Source organism: Kribbella sp. NPDC050124 (assembly GCF_044460355.1).
In the GTDB taxonomy this organism is placed as follows: domain Bacteria; phylum Actinomycetota; class Actinomycetes; order Propionibacteriales; family Kribbellaceae; genus Kribbella.
The window spans coordinates 64,004-80,272 of the sequence record NZ_JBITJU010000009.1 but is presented as its reverse complement, the minus strand read 5'-3'; the positions used below and the strand labels follow the sequence as shown (position 1 = coordinate 80,272).

At 70.5% G+C, this 16,269-nt stretch carries 15 protein-coding genes; 3 read left to right on the top strand and 12 right to left on the bottom strand.

The window, feature by feature from the left end; all coding sequences use genetic code 11:
- Nucleotides 1–39: 39 nt before the first annotated feature.
- Nucleotides 40–2,640 (top strand): cation-translocating P-type ATPase, encoded by a 2,601-nt coding sequence (locus ACIBL3_RS21750; RefSeq protein WP_396355319.1) that lies wholly within the window; start codon nucleotides 40–42, stop codon nucleotides 2,638–2,640.
- A 5-nt stretch (nucleotides 2,641–2,645) separates the two neighbouring features.
- Here ACIBL3_RS21750 and ACIBL3_RS21745 read toward each other — a convergent pair whose 3' ends face one another.
- From ACIBL3_RS21745 to ACIBL3_RS21710, 8 genes are read right to left on the bottom strand one after another with little or no spacing between them, the layout of a single operon-like run.
- Nucleotides 2,646–3,791, bottom strand: a complete 1,146-nt coding sequence (locus ACIBL3_RS21745; protein ID WP_396355318.1) for a site-2 protease family protein — start codon at nucleotides 3,789–3,791, stop codon at nucleotides 2,646–2,648.
- Between the two features lie 21 nt (nucleotides 3,792–3,812).
- Nucleotides 3,813–4,214 (bottom strand): HPF/RaiA family ribosome-associated protein, encoded by a 402-nt coding sequence (locus ACIBL3_RS21740; RefSeq protein WP_396355317.1) that lies wholly within the window; start codon nucleotides 4,212–4,214, stop codon nucleotides 3,813–3,815.
- A 35-nt stretch (nucleotides 4,215–4,249) separates the two neighbouring features.
- Nucleotides 4,250–4,492: a hypothetical protein gene (locus tag ACIBL3_RS21735; RefSeq protein WP_396355316.1), complete on the bottom strand. Its 243-nt coding sequence runs from the start codon at nucleotides 4,490–4,492 to the stop codon at nucleotides 4,250–4,252.
- Entirely contained in the window at nucleotides 4,489–5,745 is a 1,257-nt protein-coding gene (locus ACIBL3_RS21730) for a dihydrolipoamide acetyltransferase family protein (RefSeq protein ID WP_396355315.1), read from the bottom strand. The genes ACIBL3_RS21735 and ACIBL3_RS21730 overlap by 4 nt, the downstream gene beginning before the upstream one ends.
- Nucleotides 5,738–6,739: an alpha-ketoacid dehydrogenase subunit beta gene (locus ACIBL3_RS21725; protein WP_396355314.1), complete on the bottom strand. Its 1,002-nt coding sequence runs from the start codon at nucleotides 6,737–6,739 to the stop codon at nucleotides 5,738–5,740. Before ACIBL3_RS21725 ends, ACIBL3_RS21730 begins: the two co-directional genes overlap by 8 nt.
- A complete protein-coding gene (gene pdhA / locus ACIBL3_RS21720) occupies nucleotides 6,736–7,728 on the bottom strand; it encodes a pyruvate dehydrogenase (acetyl-transferring) E1 component subunit alpha (RefSeq protein WP_396355313.1) in 993 nt (330 codons plus the stop codon). Before pdhA ends, ACIBL3_RS21725 begins: the two co-directional genes overlap by 4 nt.
- The gene (acsA, locus tag ACIBL3_RS21715) at nucleotides 7,725–9,476 is read right to left on the bottom strand and encodes an acetate--CoA ligase (protein ID WP_396355312.1); all 1,752 of its coding nucleotides are present in this window, start codon (nucleotides 9,474–9,476) and stop codon (nucleotides 7,725–7,727) included. The genes pdhA and acsA overlap by 4 nt, the downstream gene beginning before the upstream one ends.
- Before the next feature lie 11 nt (nucleotides 9,477–9,487).
- Nucleotides 9,488–9,871, bottom strand: a complete 384-nt coding sequence (locus tag ACIBL3_RS21710) for a hypothetical protein (protein WP_396355311.1) — start codon at nucleotides 9,869–9,871, stop codon at nucleotides 9,488–9,490.
- A gap of 134 nt (nucleotides 9,872–10,005) precedes the next feature.
- Between ACIBL3_RS21710 and ACIBL3_RS21705 the strand changes: the two genes are divergently transcribed.
- Both ACIBL3_RS21705 and ACIBL3_RS21700 read left to right on the top strand, forming a co-directional pair.
- Nucleotides 10,006–10,428 carry an Hsp20/alpha crystallin family protein gene (locus ACIBL3_RS21705; protein ID WP_396355310.1) on the top strand — a complete coding sequence of 141 codons (423 nt, stop codon included), beginning with the start codon at nucleotides 10,006–10,008 and terminating at the stop codon, nucleotides 10,426–10,428.
- A gap of 136 nt (nucleotides 10,429–10,564) precedes the next feature.
- A complete protein-coding gene (locus ACIBL3_RS21700; protein ID WP_396355309.1) occupies nucleotides 10,565–11,689 on the top strand; it encodes an acyltransferase family protein in 1,125 nt (374 codons plus the stop codon).
- Here the strand turns inward: ACIBL3_RS21700 and ACIBL3_RS21695 are convergent, their stop codons facing one another.
- The 4 genes from ACIBL3_RS21695 to ACIBL3_RS21680 are packed head-to-tail and all read right to left on the bottom strand — an operon-like array spanning nucleotide 11,690 to nucleotide 16,244.
- Nucleotides 11,690–13,276, bottom strand: coding sequence for an ABC transporter permease (locus ACIBL3_RS21695; protein ID WP_396355308.1), 1,587 nt, complete (start codon nucleotides 13,274–13,276; stop codon nucleotides 11,690–11,692).
- Nucleotides 13,273–14,166: an ATP-binding cassette domain-containing protein gene (locus tag ACIBL3_RS21690; protein ID WP_396355307.1), complete on the bottom strand. Its 894-nt coding sequence runs from the start codon at nucleotides 14,164–14,166 to the stop codon at nucleotides 13,273–13,275. Before ACIBL3_RS21690 ends, ACIBL3_RS21695 begins: the two co-directional genes overlap by 4 nt.
- 24 nt (nucleotides 14,167–14,190) lie before the next feature.
- Entirely contained in the window at nucleotides 14,191–15,756 is a 1,566-nt protein-coding gene (locus tag ACIBL3_RS21685) for an FAD-dependent monooxygenase (RefSeq protein WP_396355306.1), read from the bottom strand.
- Nucleotides 15,753–16,244, bottom strand: a complete 492-nt coding sequence (locus ACIBL3_RS21680; protein ID WP_396355305.1) for a flavodoxin domain-containing protein — start codon at nucleotides 16,242–16,244, stop codon at nucleotides 15,753–15,755. Before ACIBL3_RS21680 ends, ACIBL3_RS21685 begins: the two co-directional genes overlap by 4 nt.
- Nucleotides 16,245–16,269 lie beyond the last annotated feature (25 nt).

The following is a 16,269-nucleotide window of genomic DNA, read 5'->3' as shown; positions in this document are numbered from 1 at the left end:
GGGACGTTGGGCCCTGCTGTCAGGAGTCCCCGGGCCGGGATGCTCGATGGGGAGGTGCTGATGCCCGGCTCGCAGGAAACCTTGAGTGCCCGAGGGCTGTCGTCGGTGCAGGCTGCCCGGCGACTCGCGGCCGAGGGGCCGAACGAGTTGCCGCCACCTCGGCGAGCACCGGCGTGGCGGCTGCTTGCCGGGCAGCTGACACATCTGTTCGCCGTGATGCTCTGGGTCGCCGCCGCGCTGGCGCTGGCGGCCGGCCTCGCGCCGCTGGCCGCGGCGATCGTGGTGATCATCGTCCTCAACGGTGTCTTCGCGTTCGCCCAGGAGTACCGCGCGGACCGGGCCGCGCAACGGCTGCGCGATCTGCTCCCCACCAGGGTCCAGGTGATCCGTGACGGGCAGGTCACGAGTATCGGGGCTGCGGCGCTGGTCCGCGACGATCTCGTCCTGCTGACCGCGGGCGACCGGGTGTCCGCCGACCTGCGCCTCACCGCGGTCCACGGCCTGGCCGTGGACGAGTCGATGCTCACCGGCGAATCGGTCCCGGTGCGCCCGTCGGCCGGAAGCGACGCGTCCGCCGGGACGTACGTCGTACAGGGCGAGGCCGAGGCGATCGTGACCGGGGTGGCGGGCAACACCCGGCTTGCCGGGATCCAGTCGTTGACCGAGAGCGCCGACCGTCCCCCGAGCCCGCTGACCCTCGAACTGCATCGGCTGGTCCGGATCATCGCGATGATCGCGGTGGCGGTCGGTGTCTCACTCGCCGCTGTGTCGCTGGTCCTCGGCCTGGGCTTCACCGAGGCACTGCTCTTCGGCGTGGGCGTGATGGTCGCGCTGGTTCCGGAGGGCCTGCTGCCGACCGTGACGCTGTCGCTGGCGCGCGGCGCGCAGCGGATGGCGCACGGGAACGCCCTGGTCCGGCGGCTGGACGCGGTCGAGACGCTCGGTGCGACGACGTACGTGTGCACGGACAAGACCGGGACGCTGACGTTGAACCAGATGGAGGTCCTGGACGTCTGGACGCCGAACGGAACCGTGGCGATGACTGGCGACGGCTACGACCCGGCGGGCGAGGCAGTTGGCAATCCGCAGGCGATCAGCGCCGCCACCCGGGCCGCCGCGTCCGCGATCGCCTGCATTCGCGGCCGCGCGGTGCAGGCCCGGGGCCGCTGGGTCGCCGAGGGTGATCCGATGGAGGTCGCCCTCGACGTGCTGGCTCGGCGTCTCGCCGTACCGGCGGTCGATCCCGCAACCATCAGCCACCGGGTCACCTTCACCAGTGAGACGAGGTACAGCTCGGTAGTTGTCAACGGCAACACGGCGGTGATCGGCGCCCCCGACGCGCTGCTGCCGTACTGCAGGGTCGATGGTGGGCCGGACGCCGCGGCGGCCGTGGAGGAGTTGGCGGGCCGGGGTCGCCGCGTGCTCGCGGTGGCGGAAGCGAGCGGCGTACTGGTTCGAGACGGCCGCCTGGACCTCGGCCGGGACGCGCTGGAGTTGCTTGCCGTGGTCGGTCTCGAGGACCCGCCGCGGACGGACGTGCACGAGGCGTTGACCACCTGTCGCCAAGCCGGCGTCCGGATCGCGATGGTGACTGGTGACCATGCGGCCACCGCGGAGGTGATCGCACGAGAGGTCGGGCTGCTCGGCTCCGGCGGGCTGGTGGTCACAGGCAACGACTTGCCGACCGACGACGAGCAGCTCGGCGAACTGCTCGACCGTGCCGACGGGGTGGTCGTCGCGCGGGTGACGCCGGCGGACAAGCTGCGGATCGCGCGGGCGTTGCGGGCGCGCGGTCATGTCGTGGCGATGACCGGCGACGGGGTCAACGACGCGCCCGCCCTGCGCGAGGCGGATGTCGGTGTCGCGATGGGTGCCTCGGGCAGTGATGTGGCCCGGGCGGCGGCCGACCTGGTGCTGCTCGACGACCACTTCGCCAGCATCGTCACCGCGATCCGGCTGGGCCGGGCCACGTTCTCCAACGTACGGCGCTTCCTCACGTACCACCTCACCGATAACGTCGCCGAACTCACGCCGTTCGCGGTGTGGGCGCTGTCCGGTGGGTCGGTTCCGCTCGCGATCGGTGTGCTGCAGGTCCTGGCTCTGGACATCGGGACCGACATGCTGCCGGCGCTCGGGCTCGGGGTCGAACCGCCGGGCCGGCACACCTTGGACGGCCCGCCGAGACATCGCCGGATCGTCGACCGGGCGTTGCTCTTGCGGGCGTTCGGCGTTCTCGGCCCGGTCGAGGCGCTCCTCGCGATGACCGCCTTCCTGCTAGTGCTGGTGGACCACGGATGGCAGCTCGGCGCGGAGCCGACGAGTGCCGGACTCGCGATCGCCTCCGGTACGGCGTTCGCCGTCATCGGCCTCGCCCAACTGGCCAACGCCTTTGCCTGCCGCAGCGAGCGAAGCACCGTGTTTGAGATCCCACCGACCCGCAACCGTGCCCTGCTCGTTGCCGTACTCGCCGAGTTGGCCCTCTTGACCGCCTTCCTCGGCATACCTCAACTGTCCGGCTTGCTCGGCGGCGACTGGCCGTCGTACCAGGGCTGGCTGTTCGCCGGGGGCGCCGCGATCGTCCTCCTGCTCACCGACACCACCGCCAAACTGCTCCGCCGCTCTATGATGCGGCGCCCCTGAGCTGATCAGGCTGTGCTGGGCTCCTGGTCGATGGCGCGTAGCGTCGCGAGCTGCACGATGCGAGCCACGTCGTACCCGCTGACGACGCCGGCCAGCCGGTCGTCCACGACGACCAGTGCGAGTTCGTCAGTGTCGGAGGACATCCGGTCGATCAGATCGGCGAGTAGGTCGTCCGGCTGCGCGATCGGGACGTCCTTCAGCGGTCGCTGGACGTCCGCGATCCGGGTGGCGGCGCGCATGCCGACCGGAACGCGGGACAGCCTCCGCAAGGTGATTGTGCCGGTCGGGTGACCGTCGAGATCGAGGACCGGGAAGGCCGGCTCCCGCGTCCGCGGCGCGATGTCCGCGACGAACCGGTCGACCGGCATCGCGGCGTAGGCGGTCACCTTGGCAGCCGTCATGACCGCCTTGACCGGGGTCTTCCCGAGGGCGACGCGCAGTTGCGCGGACCGCGACTCCGCCTCGACCGAGGCGACGATGACGAACCCGACCAGGACCAGCCAGACTCCGGCGAGCTGTCCACCGAGCCATTGCGCGATCCCCAGGCCGGCGAGCAGCAGACCGAGCACCCGCCCGGCCGCGGCAGCCCTGATCTCGGCCCGGTGCGGGTCACCCGACCTCCACCACAAGATCGCGCGCAGGATCCGGCCTCCGTCGAGCGGGTTGCCCGGAAGCAGGTTGAACAGGGCCAGGAAGACGTTCATCACACCGAGCCACCAGGCCGACATGACGATGAGCAGCGGGACCCCGGCCGCGTTCAGGCCGAAGGCGAGCGTGCCGAAGCCGAGTCCCAGTCCGACGCTTGCCAGGGGTCCCGACGCCGCGATCCAGAACGCCGTCCGCGGTGTGGCCGGGTCGCCGCCCAGGAGGCTTGCGCCGCCGAGCATCCACAACGTGACGCGCTGCACGGGTAGCCCGGCCCGCAGCGCGACCACCGAGTGCGCGAGTTCGTGCACCAGCACCGAGGCCGCGATCAGCAGCCCGCACACCAGCCCAGCGATCCAGTAGACGCTCGGGGATGCTCCCGGCGCCAGCTCAGGCAGAACAATGGAGGCAAGACCGTCGGCGACCAGCAGCACGAGGACGAGCAGGGACCAGTTGGCCCCGACCTCGACCCCCATGATCCGGCCGAACCGGACGGTCTGCCTCATCGGCGGTTCCCTGTGCTGTCGTCACTCGGTGAGGTCTGTCGTGACGGGAGGCTTGGGCACGCCGCGCCGACGCCGTGACCGCATCCGCTCGCGGCGGTCCGTGAGCTGGCGGCGGAGCCGGTCAGTGGCCGCGTCGGTGGCTTCGGTCAGCGTCGGGGCTTTCGCGTGAACGTGGATCGGTGTCCCGTCGACGACGGCCTCGACCTCGATCCCGGCCGCCTCGTCGTGCTCCTCGTTCGCCAGGGTGACGACCACATGCAGGTGCTGGACGCGGTCCGGCGTCCAGCTCAGCACGTGGTCGATCTTCGTGGTGGCGTAGGTCGCGATATCGCGTGGCACCGGACCGCGCACGGTGACCTGCACCCGGCCTTGTTCCGGTGCCGGGTTCGCTTCGGCTTTCATGGTGGGCTCCCTAGTGGTCATCAGCTCCTCCTCGCCGGGTTCGTGTTCCGGTCTGCTCAGCCGCTCAGGAAGGTCACACAGCCTTCCATCGTCCGCAGTTTCGGGTAGTCGTCCTCGTCGATCCGGCGGCCCGATCCGGTGCTGAGCAGCTCCACGAGGCTGAGGAAGTCCAGCGAGTCGAGTTCGAGCTCGTCCCGGAACGGCGCATCGTCGGGCAGCGCCATCAGGTCCGCGTCAGGGACGATGCGCAGCAACGAGTTGCCGACCAGTTCGCGCGCGTCCTGCATGGTCAGTGTCATAACTCCTCCGGTGTCTGCAGCAGGTGGTCGACGGTGGCCAGGAAGCGGCCGCCGGTGAATCCGTCGGTGGCCCGGTGATCGGCGGCCAGGGTCAGCGTCAGGCACGGCCGTACGCCGAGGAGCCCGTCGACGGCCCACGGTCGGTCGACGATCCGGCCGGCTCCCACCAGCGCGACCTGCGGGGGATAGATCACGCCGTGCACACTCTCGACGCCCTGGTCACCGAGGTTCGTGAGCGTGATGGTGGCGTCGGTCAGCTCGGTCCGGCGGAGCCGGCCGGCCCGGGCCCGGTCGACGACGTCGCGAAGCGCGGCCATCAGTTCCTGGATCGTGAGCGCGTCGGCATCGTGGATCGCCGGCGCGACGAGACCGCCGCCACGGACGGAGATGGCGAGGCCGAGGTGGACATGTTCGGCCCGCTGGAACGCGCCGTCGGTCCAGAAGCCGTTGAGCTCCGGGTGCCGCCGGGCTGCCAGCGCTGTTGCCTTCAGCAACAGAGCGGCCGGGACCAGCCGCTGTGCGACGGGTAACTCGCGGTTCGTGCGGGTGAGCCAGTCGATCGCGGTGCCGAGGTCGACGGTGGTGGACAGGTAGTAGTGCGGGATCTCCTGCTTCGACCGGGTCATCAATCGCGCGATCGCGTCTCGCTGCGGCTTGTGCGGTACGACGTGTCGTGGCGCACCAGGTTCGGCCACGGGGAGCGCGGTCGGACGGCTCGGCGTGCTGGGAGTGGTCCTCGCGTCCGCGAACCGGCGGACGTCCTCGGAGGTGATCAGGCCGCGGTGCCCGGTGGCCGGGACGTCGGTGAGCTCAACGCCCAGCGTCCGGGCCAGCTTGCGTGCGTACGGCGAGGCTTTGACCCGGCCGTCGGCCGCGCCGGCGTGCACCGGCGGACGCGGGCCGGCCTCGGACGGTTCGGTCACTGCCAGGTGCGGTGGGGACTCGGCGAGGCGCGGTTCGGGCACAGGTTCGGGTTGAGCAGCGGGCTCGGGCGTCGCCGGCTCGCTGACCGCGGGGTCGGTGCCGTTGATGGTGGCCAGGGGCGTGCCGACCGTGACGCGTTCGCCGACCGGCACGAGGATCCGCTCGACGGTTCCGCCGGTGAAGGTCTCGACCTCGATGGCCGCCTTGTCGGTGTCGACGACGGCCACCGGGTCGCCCTTGTGGACGGTGTCACCGGGATTCACCAGCCACTCGATCACCGTGCCCTCGTCCATGTCGGCGCCGAGCGACGGCATCCGGAACTCAGTCACCTCCGCCCACCACCTTTCGTACCGTCGCGGCGATGCCTTCCGGCTGCGGCAGGGCGGCGTCCTCGAGGTGTTTCGCGTAGGGCATCGGGACCTCCGCGCTGCAGATCCGCTCGACGGCGGCGTCGAGGTCCTCGAACGCCTGCTCGGTGATCCGCGCGCTGATCTCGGCCGAGATGCTGCCGCTGCGCCATCCCTCGTCGACGACGACGGCTCGGTGCGTGCGCCGTACCGACTCGACGAACGTCGCGTCGTCGAGCGGCCGCAGCGTGCGCAGGTCGATCACTTCGGCCGAGACGCCTTCGGCGGCGAGCAGGTCCGCGGCCTCCAGGCTCTTGCCGAGGCTGCCGCCGTACGTCACCAGGGTCACATCGGTGCCGGGTCTGCGGATCACCGCGCGATCGATGTCGACCGGTCCGGCGTCGGCCGGGAGCGAGCCGGACATGTTGTAGAGCGCACCGTGCTCGAACAGCAGCACCGGGTCCGGATCGAGCAGCGCGGTCCACAGCATGCCGCGGGCGTCCTCGAGGGTGGCGGGCGCGACCACGCGGAGCCCCGGGATGTGTGCGAACCAGCCCTCGAGACTGTGCGAGTGCTGCGCGGCCAGCTGCCGGCCGGCGCCGGTGGTCATCCGGATCACCAGCGGTACGCCGACCTGACCGCCCGACATGTGCCGCAGGGTGGCGGCGTTGTTGAGGATCTGATCGAGTGCGAGCAGGCTGAAGTTGACCGTCATGATCTCGACGATCGGCCGCATCCCGGCCATCGCGGCCCCGATCCCGGCCCCGACGAAGGCCGACTCCGACAGCGGGGTGTCCCGGATCCGGTCCGGCCCGAACTCCTCCAGCAGGCCCAGGCTGACGCCGAAGCACCCGCCGTACGCGCCCACGTCCTCGCCCATCAGGAAGACTCGCTGGTCGCGCCGCAGTGCGTCCCGGATCCCCTCTCGCAAGGCTTCCCGGTAGGTCGTCTTCGTCGCTGTTCCGGTGCTGGTCATGACTGCTCCGCGTAGACGAATCGGGTCAGGTCCTCGACTGGCTCCAGCGGGCCGGCGTCCGCGGCGGCCACCGCGCGCTGGATCTCGTCGCCGACCTCGCGGCGCAGGGACTTGAGCGCGTCGTCGGACAGCTCGCCGTCGGCCTGCATCCGCTGGGACAGGATCTCGATCGGATCGCGTTCCTTCCACCGGGCGATCTCGGCCTTGTCCCGGTAACGGTCGGAGTCGTACATCGAATGCGCCCGGAACCGGTAGGTTCGCAGCTCCAGGAAGCACGGCCCGGCACCACCGCGGATCGTGTCGACCGCGCGCTGGGCCGCCGCCTCCACCGCAAGCACATCCATCCCGTCCACGGCCCAGGCGGGCATCCCGTACGACGACGCGCGCAGGGCCAGGTCGGTCTGAGCCTGGGCCCGGGCGAGCGCCGTGCCCATCGCGTACTGGTTGTTCTCGCAGCAGAAGAGCACCGGGAGCTTCCACAGCGCGGCGAGGTTCATGCATTCGTGGAACTCGCCTTCGGCGACGGCGCCGTCGCCGAAGAAGCACGCGGTCACGTGCGGGTCGTCGTGCAGCCGGTCAGCCAGAGCCACCCCGACCGCGAGCGGCAGGCCGCCGCCGACGATCGCGTTGCCGCCGTAGAACCGGCGCTTCGTGTCGAACAGGTGCATCGAGCCGCCCCGGCCGCGGCTGCAGCCAGTGGTACGACCGAACATCTCCGCCATCACGGACTCCATCGAGAGCCCACGGGCCAGCGCGTGGCCGTGTTCCCGGTACGTCGTGACGACGGCATCACTTGGGTCCAGGCAGCTCATCGCGCCGACCGCGACCGCTTCCTCCCCGACGTACAGGTGCAGGAACCCGCGGATCTTGGTGGTGGTGTACAGCTCGGCGCAGAGCTCCTCGAACCTGCGGATCCGCAGCATCTGGCGGAGCAGGTCGGTGTGGTGCTTGGCCGTGGGGGTTTCGGTACTGCGCTCGGAGGTCTTCATCGTGGTCGCTCCAGGGTGGACAGGTCGCCTTCTGGTAGCCCGAGTTCGCGGGTCTTGAGCAGGCGCCGCATCACCTTGCCGCTACTGGTGTGCGGCAGGTTCTGGTCGAAGGCGAGGGCCCGTGGCGCGACCGCGCCGAGCCTGCGCCGGCCGAAGGCGATGAGCTCGGCCCGCAACGTCTCGTCCGGCTCGTAGCCCGGCCGCAGCGTGACGAAGGCCTTCACGATCTCGCCGGCGACCGGGTCCGGGACTCCGATCACGCCGGCCTCGGTCACCGCCGGATGCTCCAGCAGGGCACTCTCGACCTCGAACGGCCCGACCAGGTGGCCCGACGACTTGATCACGTCGTCGGCCCGGCCGACGAACCAGAAGTAGCCGTCGGCATCGATCCGGGCCAGGTCACCGGTCAGGTACCAGCCGCCCGCGAAGGCGGAGCGGTAGCGGAACTCGTCGTGCAGGTAGCCCCGGAACATCGACGGCCAGCCGGGCCGTAGCGCAAGCTCGCCGACCTGGTCGGTGCCGAGCACCTCGACCTCGCCGTCGCCGGTCGCGGCGCGTCCGTCGTCGCCACAGCGCAGGACCGCGGCCTCGATCCCCGGCATCGGCCGGCCCATCGAGCCGGGCCGGAGCGGCATCGACGGGTAGTTGCTGATCATGATCGCGCCGGTCTCGGTCTGCCACCAGTTGTCGTACACCGGCATCCCGTACGCCTTCCGCGCCCACTCGACCACCTCGGGATTGAGCGGCTCGCCGACGCTCGCAATGTGGCGCAGCGCGGACAGGTCGTAGCGCGCGGCCACCTCGGCGCCGGCGCGCATCAGCATCCGCAGCGCGGTCGGCGCGGTGTACCAGACAGTCACCCGGTTGTCCGCGAGCACTTGGTACCAGCGGGCCGCGTCGAAGTCCCCGTCGTCGGCCAGCAGGGTGACGCCGTGGGTGAGCGGCGCGATGATCCCGTACGACGTTCCGGTCACCCAGCCGGGGTCCGCCGTACACCAGAAGATGTCGTCGGGCCGCAGGTCGAGGGCGAAGGCGGAGGTGATGTGGTGGGCGACCACGGCCTCGTGGACATGGATGGCGCCCTTCGGCGTGCCGGTCGTACCGCTGGTGAAATGCAGCAGCGCCATCGCCTCGGGGCTGGTCGGCGGGATCGTCCAATCGTCTCGCTGGTCTGCGAGCGCGGCGTGCAGGTCGATGGTGCCGTCCGGCGGATCCGCCGCGCCGTCGATCAGCAGGATGTGGCGCAGACCGGGCAGCCGGTCGCGCTGCGGTGCGATCTTGCGCCGGTACAGCGAGGTCGTGGTGATCAGGACCTCGCCGTCGCCGAGCACCAGCCGGTTGCGGATGGGCTCGGGGCCGAAGGCGGCGAACAGCGGCGAGAGCACGCTGGTGTTCTTCCAGCAGCCGAGCGCGGTCACGTACAACTCGGGCTGCCGGCCCAGCAGGGTGAAGACGCGTGCCCGCGGGCCGACGTCGAGCGAGTGCAAGAGGTGGGCGAACCGATTGCTGAGCAGGCTGAGCTCGCGGTACGTCAGCTCGCGGGTCCCGGTTCGGCCGATCGCCCGGATCGCCACGTGGCCGCCGCGGCCCGTGGCCACGTGCCGATCCACGGCCTCGTAGGCGATGTTGAGACCGCGGCCGCCCGGCAGGCCGCTGAGCAGCTGCTGGGCGGCGGCCCAGGAGAAGTCCTGCCGCGCCTGTGTGTAATCGGCCAGATTCGCTACTCGAGGAAATGTCTCGAGGGTCATCATCGTCCTCCTCAATGCCTGGGCCTGGCCGTCAAAGTGGTGTGCTCGCCGAGTTCGACCGCCCAGATAACGATGACGAGGGCGACGAAGACGGCGAGCAGGACGCCGGCGACCGACGACGCGCCGAGGCCGAGTGCCAGGAAACCGGCCAGCGCGGCGGCGCCGGCCAGGGCCACGACGAACCAGCCCAGCGCGTCGTACTGTTCGGCGCTCACCACCACGTAGATGAGGGCTCCGCCAGGGATCAGCGCGACGGCGGTCATGTCCCGGGTGTCGTCGATCAGCGGCAGGTCCCCGATTGCCAGGAACGCGAGATAGGGCAGGACGAGGGCGACGACCAGTCCCGTGGCCAGCAGATCCCGCAGCCTGACCCGCATCTCCACCCCCTTCGTCACTTCCGACAGTAGGAATCGGGGGATCGCCCGGTCAGGGCCGAAGGTCCGTTTCGCACGGTTCGTAGGCCCCTGTGGCAGGGCGGTCCGGCGAGCTGTGGTGGAAGTGAGAAGCGGTACAGCGGAAAGGAGAGACTATGACGACACTCCAGCACCGGGACCCCCGGCGCCAGTTCGCGGACCTGTTCGACTGGGCCGAGAGCCTGCCGAGCATGTTCGCCTGGCCGGCCACGATGCGTGGCGTCCGGATCGAGGAGTTCACCGAGGGCGGCAAGTACGTCGTCCGCGCCGAGCTGCCCGGGATGGACCCGGACAAGGACATCAAGGTCGAGGTCGCGAACGGCATGCTGGCGATCGTGGCCACTCGTCAACAGGAGGAGCACGACGGAAGCCGCTCGGAGTTCCACTACGGCTCGCTGACCCGCCGGGTCATGCTGCCGGACGGAGCCGACGAGGGCGCGGTCGCGGCCAAGTACGCGGCCGGGATCCTCGAGGTGACGGTGCCGATCACGGCGAAGTCCGCCGAAACGCGCACGATCGCCATCGACCGGACCGAGTGACTCCACCCGAACCCGCCCGGCCGGGGCGCCCCGGCCGGGCCGGTGCTGTTCAGCCGGAGTGCCGGTGCCGAAGAACCCCCGGCCGACGGGACCTCCTGCCCTGGCCATCGGGTGGCAAGGATCAGAGCCTGACCTTGTGAGGTGCCGTTACCTGGACAATCTGAAGGTCGTCGTCATCGCGGTGATCATCGCTTTGCACGCCGTGCTGAGCTATGCCGGCGGCTTCGACGTCTGGTGGTACACCGAGGTGCGCGAGGTGTCCCTCGCGCCGGTCACCGAGATCGTCTTGTTCCTGGTCGTCGGCCCGTTCGGGCTGCTGATGATCCCACTCCTGTTCCTGGTCGCCGGTCTGGTCGCGGTTCCTTCGCTCGAGCGCAAGGGCGCGAAGGCCTATGCCGGCAGCCGCCTACTACGGCTCGGTCTGCCCTTCGCCGTGTACGTCGCGCTGCTGCAGCCGCCGGTGGTGTACGCCCTCGAACACCGATTCGGCGTGGCGAAGCGCTCGTACCTGAAGGAGTTTCTCGGCGAGCCGGCTCAGCTCGACATGGGCCCGCTATGGTTCGTCGGCGTGCTGCTGCTCTTCTCACTCGGCTACGCGGCCTGGGCCGCCGTTCGACGGCCTCGGCCCAGGGCGCGAGAGGTCACGCTCATCCACTTGCTCGTGCTCGCGGCAGTGGTGGCGCCGGCGACGTACGGGCTTCGGCTGCTGTTCAGGATCGGTGACGAAGGCTTGGTGTCGGGCCTGAACTTCTGGGAGTGGCCGGTCTGCGCGGCGATGTTCGGCCTGGGAATCGCCGCATCCGAACAGGGTTGGCTGCAGGCTGTCCCGCAGCAGCTGGTACGGCGCTGCCGGACCGTGACACTGACCGCGGCCGGCGTGTTGGTCGCGGTCATGGCTGCCGGAGTCGCTGCCGGGCTCGTCGACGACGAGGTCTGGCGCGGCGGCGCCAACTGGGTCGCCCTGGTGTTTGCCACTCTCACGAGTCCGCTGACGGTCTTCGGGCCGGTGTGGTTGCTCGGACTCGCGCAGCGGCATCTCGACCGCAGGTTGCCGTGGGTGGGCCCGGTGGTCACTCGCAGCGCGTACGGCGCGTTCATCGTCCAGGCTGTGGTTCTGATCGGGCTGGCGGTCCTGCTGCGGCCGGTTCCGGCGGCGGCCGAAGTGAAGGCTGTGCTGCTGGCCGGCGGTGGAATCTGGGCCTCCTTCGCACTCGCTCGGTTGCTGATCAACTGGGTGCCCGGTGTCGGTCGGGTGGTCTGATCAGTAGCCGAAGTCGCGGCGGGTGAGGCCCAGGAAGCCGGCCATGAGGACGGCCGCTGCCAAGCCGCTCACTACGACGAGCGGGGCGGCTGTGACGGCGTCCAGCGGGGCGTTCGGGACGTGGACGAACGGCGAGGCCTGGCGTGACCAGTCAGGCAGATGGAAGGACTCCGCGAAGACCGCGATCACACCGCAGTAGCCGACGACTGTCCAGGCCACCACTCCCGCGGCTCGCGGTATCCAGCCGATGGCCAGTACGGCGATCGCGACCACGAGCCAGACGGCGGGCAGATGGACGAGAGCGACTCCGGTCAAGCGGGCAAGCTGTCCGGGGTCGGAGATGGCGATGCCGTACGCCAGGCCGTGACCGAGACCGGCAGCGGCCAGAGCGAGTGTGCCGCCGATCAGGGCGACGATGACGTGACCGCCGAGCCAGGACCAGCGACTGACCTTGGTGGCCAGCACCGGCTCGGCCCGGCCGGACGTCTCCTCGTGCCGAGCCCGCATCGCGCCGGCCACGGCCGACGCCGAGGCGAGCAGTGCGCAGAACAGGATGACCAGAGCGAGGTACGAGTTCACCACGTCGGCGGCGCCACCGGGCAGGAAGTCGGCGATCTCGGGGTTGTCGGCGACGTAGTCCCGGATGGAGTCGGTGAACGAGCCGTACGCGACGCCGAGCACGAGCAGGCCCGCCGTCCAGCCGATGATCGAACCGCGCTGGAGGCGCCAGGCCAGCCCGAGCGGTGAGCCCAGCGCCCAGGAGGCTGTCGCCCGGCCTTGCCGATACGGCAGCAAGCCGTCTCCGAAGTCGCGCCGTTCCAGCAATGCCAGCGCTGCCCACACCAGGACGGCACCGAGGACCACCGGCAAGGCCAGCGGCCACCACCGGTCGCCGGTGTAGGGATAGGTGCGCTGACCCCAGCCGATTGGGGAAAGCCATGACCAGAAGGGATTGCCGACGTCGCCGGCGGCTCGCAGCACGAAGGCGACGCCGATTGCGACGCCGACCGCGCCGTACACCGACCGGGGGTTCTCGAACACTTGCACTGCCACCGCCGTCAGACCGGCGAAGGCGATGCCGACCCCAGCACCCGCTGCGGCGAGCACCACGGAACCGCCGAGTGGCAGACCGGTGCCGGCGGCCACGGCGAAGAGCACGAGCGCGACGGCCAGGTCCGCGAGTACGGCGAGCCACAGTGCGGACACCAGCGGGGCGCGCCGGCCGACCCGCGTCGATCTGATCAGCTCGCCGCGGCCGGTCTCCTCGTCGGTCCGGGTGTGCCGCCCGACCAGGAACATGTTCATCAACCCGATCACGATCGCGAGGAACGCGAACACCTCGAAGACGACCTCTCCGCCGATCGTGCCGAGCAGCCGTTCGGGACCGCTCATCGCGAGCACCGCCGTGTTGCCGGTCATCGTCTGCCTGAGGGCGGCAAGCTTCTCGGGTGTGTCGTACAGGTCCTGGCTGCCGACCGACTGAAAGCCCAGCAGCAGGCCCGCGCCGAGCAGCCACCACGGGAGACTGCGGCGTTCCTGCCACAGCATGAAGCGCAGCAGAGTGCCGGTTCCCGCCGCCGTGCTCACGACGTGGAATCGCTGTCGTAGTGGCGGAGGAACAACTCCTCCAGCGTCGGCGGCGAACTGGTCAGGCTGCGGACACCGAGAGCGGACAAGTGCCGGATGGTCTCGTCGAGGTGCGCGGCGTCCACGTCGAACGCCGCGCGGTGGCCGTCGACGGCCAGATCATGCACGCCGGGCAGGGTCGTGATCCCGTCGAGCGGACCCACCGTCTCGACCGAGATCGAGGTTCGGGTCAGGTGCCGAAGCTCGGTCAGCGTGCCGCTCTCCACGGTCCGGCCGAGCCTGATCAAGCTGACTCGGTCGCACAGTGCCTCGACCTCGGCCAGGATGTGGCTGGACAGCAGAACGGTGCGGCCCTCGGCCTTCACCTCCTCGATGCAGCCTTGGAACTCCGACGCCATCAGCGGGTCCAGGCCGGAGGTCGGCTCGTCGAGCAGCAGCAGTTCCGCGTCCGAGGTGAGCGCTGCGATCAGCCCGACCTTCTGCCGGTTGCCCTTCGAGTAGGTGCCGGCCTTCTTGCGCGGATCGAGGTCGAACCGCTCGAGCAGCTCGTCGCGACGGCGCCGGTCCAGCCGCCCGCGCAGCTTGCCCATCAGGTCGATCACCTCGCCGCCGGTGATCCCCGGCCACAAGGTGACATCACCCGGCACGTACGCCAGCCGGGCCCGCAGCGCGACGCCGTCCGTCCAGGGATCGCCGCCGAGCAGCCGGACCGTGCCGGCGTCCGCGCGCAGCAGCCCGAGCAGGATCCGGATCGTGGTCGTCTTGCCCGAGCCGTTCGGTCCGAGAAATCCGTGCACCTCGCCGGTCGCCACGTCCAGGTCCAGCCCGTCCAGCGCCCGCGTCGGCCCGAACGTCTTCACCAGCCCGTTCACCGAGATCGCCGAGGTCATCCAAGCCTCCCCACGAGTTGTCGATCAGTACGACGATGCGCCGAGGTCCCGGCTCTCGCAAGGGGCTCCGACGAGGTCGAGCCAGGAGCGGAGTACGGCGGGATCGGCCGGCCCGGTGTGGAGGCCGACGTAGCCGTCGGGGCGGACGGCGACGACGTCGTGACCCGGTCGGCTGGTCAGGCGATGAACGTGGACCCGCGGGCCGACGGGGTCCGGCTGATCGGCGTCGCGGGAGAGCAGGAGGTGGATTCCGGGACTGGCCGTCAGTTCGTGCAACCGGACCGTGCGGCCGTCACAGGTCACCGTTGCGTCCGGCAACCGATCACCCGGCTGGAGCTGCCGGTCCGCCGGAGCTGTGCCGACCTGCGAGAGTGGGCTGCCGTGGTAGTTGACCCGGAGCTGAGACAGGGTGCGGATCCCTTCGGCCAGCAGCTGCCGCCGCATCAGCACAGGCACCGCCGGCGCAGCCAAGGGAGCCAACGTCCCTCGGAGGAAGGCCGGCAGTGGGTGCGTCGACGCCTCGGCGAAGAAGATGAGATGCGTCATCGCCAGCACCTTGCGGGCGACCGGCCTGCGCTCGCGGTCGTAGGAGTCCAGCAACTCGGAGCATCGTTCGCGGCCGGCGGCGTACGCGAGCTTCCAGCCGAGGTTGACCGCGTCCTGGATTCCGATGTTCATACCCTGCCCACCGGCGGGCGAATGCGTGTGCGCGGCATCACCCGCCAGGAAGAGCCGCCGGTACCGGTACGCCGCGGCCAGGCGGTGCTGCAACCGGACCCTGGCCGACCACCTGAGCTCTTCGATGGCGGCAGTCAGTCCGGAGTCGTCGATCAAGTGCTGCAGTTCCGGCGCCGGGACGTCGCCACCTGGTTGCCCGAACGCGGCATCAGGTGCTCCGTGGATCGGGCGGGTCGCGAGTACCCGCCACGTCGCGCCTTCGCCGAGCGAGAAGACGAACAGCAGCCCATTGCGTCCGGCGGCGACATGGACGACGCCGGGGGAGAGGTCGCCGGTCAGTTCGACGTCGGCGAGAACGACCTCCTCGCGGTACGACGCACCTCGCCAGCCGATCCCGGCCAGGCCTCGGACCGTGCTGTCCGGGCCGTCGCAGCCGGCCACGAACCGGCACGTCGTCTCCTCGGTGCCAGTCGCCGACCGGAGTGTGGCTCGTACCAGGTCGTCGCCGTGGCCGGCGAATGCGACGTCGGTCAGCTCGGCTCCGCGCTCGATCTCCACGCCACGCCGGGTCAAGGCCTGCGCCAGGACTGCCTCGACATCGGACTGCCGTACCAACGTGAGATGCGGGAAGGCGGTGTCGGGAAGGTCGAGGCCGGACAGTTCGATCGACACCCGCCGGTGGCCCAGGTGGAGCTCTGCGCGCGGTGAGATGTCGCCTCGGTCGAGCAGTTCTCCGGTCACGCCGAGCGGCCGGAGACACTCGAGTGTTCGCGGGTGCACGATCAGGGCCCGCGACGGCCGGAACGCGTCCGGCCGTCGCTCCACGACGCGAACGGTGGCTCCGTGTGCGGCCGCCTGCAGAGCCGTGGTGAGCCCGGTCGGCCCAGCACCGACCACCAGCAGGTCGGTCATGACAGGGCGGCTGCGATCTCGTCGGCCCAGGTGCGGATCTGCGGCCAGTCGCGGGCGTCGCCGACCATGGTGTCGACCCGGGCCCGGCGCGCGCGGCCTCCGGCCGCAGTGTCCGGCTGGAGGTTCCCGGAGAATGTCCTCACCGGTCGCGCACCGATCTTCGCCGCCAGCCGATCGACGTCGGACGGGACCGTCTGCGGCACATCCCGGCCAGGCCCGATCGGGCCGCTGTGGAACAGCCAGACCGGCCGGCTGCGCAGCTCGCGCGCGTGATCGCGGAGGAACCGCACGGCCTCAGGGCGCCAGCGGCCGAAGTAGATGGCGCTGCCGACCACGACGGCGCCGTACTCGCTGACGGCCTTGACGTCGGTGACCTCGTGGACTTCCACCTCGTGGCCGGCCCTGCGCAGCTCTGCGCCGATCGCCGCCGCGATGGTGGCGGTCGCGCCCATCCGGGTGGCGTAGGCCACCAACACTTTCTCGGACATCGGCCCTTCTCCTCCCTAGGCAGCC